The organism is Mesorhizobium sp. M7A.F.Ca.CA.003.01.2.1 (genome assembly GCF_003998945.1).
Lineage (GTDB): Bacteria > Pseudomonadota > Alphaproteobacteria > Rhizobiales > Rhizobiaceae > Mesorhizobium > Mesorhizobium ciceri.
In genome coordinates this window covers 1-2000 of record NZ_RZRA01000985.1, presented here as the reverse complement: position 1 = coordinate 2000, position 2000 = coordinate 1, and the positions used below count along the sequence as shown (strand labels likewise).

The window sequence follows — 2000 nt, the reverse complement described above, 5'->3', positions numbered from 1 at the left end:
AGAAGGTGCGATAGTGGTTGACGCCGACATGCTCGAACATACCGACCGAGACGATGCGATCGAAACGCTCATTGAGTTCGCGGTAGTCCTTCAGCTCGAAATGCACGCGGCTTTCCAGCCCTTGCGCATGCGCCCGGTCGGTGGCGACGCCATGCTGCTCGGTCGACAGCGTGACGCCTTGCACGTCGACGTCGAACGCCTTGGCGAGATAGAGGCCAAGCCCGCCCCAGCCGGAGCCGATGTCGAGCACCGTCTGGCCGGCCTTCAGCCGGAGCTTGGCGGCGATGTGGCGTTTCTTGGCGCCCTGCGCCTCGTCGAGCGTCATGTCCGGCTGCTCGAAATAGGCGCAGGAATATTGCATGTCCTCGTCGAGGAAGAGCCGGTAGAGATCGCCCGACAGATCGTAGTGGCGCTGCACGTTGCGCCGCGAGCGCGAGGCGGTGTTGATCTGCTGCAGCCGGCGGAAGGCGTGGCGCAGGCCTTCGATGGCCTTCGACCAGGTGGCGTCGATGCCGCCGCTGCCCATGTTCTGGAAGGCGATGCGCATCACGCCCAGCACGCCGCCCTCGAGAATGTCGAGTTCGCCGTCCATGTAGGCTTCAGGCACCGCCAGCATCGGATCGAAGGTGATGGCGCGCTCGGCATGCGCGGTCTTGATGTGCATGTGCACCGGTTCGCCGCTGCCGTCGCCGAAAACCACCGCCGTGCCCTTGGGGCCGGTTACCCTAAGATTGCCGGTGCGCACCAAGCGGTCGAGAACGCGCTTTAACAGAATATTCATGACCAAATGTCCCCTCTCGGCCAGACAGGCTGCCTTGGCGCGTGACCGCGAAAATCGGGATCGATTTCGCCGGAGATCTTGCGCCGAACCAAAGTTGCACAGCGTGCTTTGCGCGGCCAAAGGACGCGCGACGCCATAGTCTGCAACAATATATAGGGGTTCGAAAAGTTCCATTTGGCACAAAAATGCCCGGGCGCGAGGCCCGGGCATTGGTCCAGCATGGCTGGATGACGGCAAAGTGATCGGAGCTTGGCGTCAAGTCGTGATCAGCCCCATGGCTCCAATCGCTTGCGACGTGTGATCAGGCGTTGTCTTCGTCGCCCTCGAACTCGGTGTTCGGATCGAAGAAGTTCTCCGGCCGGGCGTTGTCGTTGATGTCGTCGCCATAGATGGCTTCGGCGGTGGTCAGCGTCTCGCCCTTGGCCTGGCGCTCGGCTTCGTCGGCCGTGCGGGCGATGTTGAGCGTGACGGTGACCTCGACTTCCGGATGCAGCGCGATCGCCACATTGGTGACACCGATGGTCTTGATCGGCTGGTTGAGCAGGATCTGGTTGCGGTTGATCGACAAACCTTCCGCCGTCAGCAGATCGGCGATGTCGCGGGTCGAAACGGAACCGTAAAGCTGACCGGTTTCGCCGGCGGAGCGAACGGCGATGAAGCTCTTGCCGTCGAGCTTTTCAGCGACCTGGGCCGCTTCCGACTTGCGCTCGAGGTTGCGGGCTTCAAGCTGGGCGCGCTGGCCTTCGAACTTCTTCTTGTTGGCTTCGTTGGCGCGCAGCGCCTTGCCCTGCGGCAGCAGGAAGTTACGGGCGAAGCCGTCCTTGACCTTGACGGTATCGCCCATCTGGCCGAGGCGGGAAACGCGTTCGAGAAGAATGACGTCCATGGATTTGTTCCTTTGGTTGGACGCCAATCGATCGATGAGATCGGCGCCGAATGTCTTGGGAACAGGTCAGGAAGCTTGAGCGCCTTTGGCGCTGGTGTCGCTGTCCTGCCTGTGCGGCAGTTAGAGGTTTTGACCTCAACCCGGGATTTGATGTTCAACCCTGCGGCGCCCGTCGCCGTGGGAGAAGAGCGGGCGGCGAACCGCCCGCATTTGAGATATTAGCGAACCACGTAGGGCAGCAGGCCGAGGAAGCGGGCGCGCTTGATCGCCTTGGCGAGTTCGCGCTGCTTCTTCTGGCTGACGGCGGTGATGCGCGACGGCACGATCTTGCCA

3 protein-coding genes are annotated in these 2000 nt (G+C 62.2%); all 3 read right to left on the bottom strand.

From position 1 onward, the window contains the following. Positions 1 to 781: cyclopropane-fatty-acyl-phospholipid synthase family protein (locus EN969_RS28615; RefSeq protein ID WP_164758580.1), on the bottom strand; the 781-nt coding region annotated here is incomplete at its 3' end. Positions 782 to 1082: 301 nt separating this feature from the next. Beyond that, positions 1083 to 1667, bottom strand: coding sequence for a 50S ribosomal protein L9 (rplI, locus tag EN969_RS28610; RefSeq protein WP_127419607.1), 585 nt, complete (start codon positions 1665 to 1667; stop codon positions 1083 to 1085). Positions 1668 to 1885: 218 nt separating this feature from the next. Next, positions 1886 to 2000: 30S ribosomal protein S18 (rpsR, locus tag EN969_RS28605; protein WP_127419606.1), on the bottom strand; the 115-nt coding region annotated here is incomplete at its 5' end.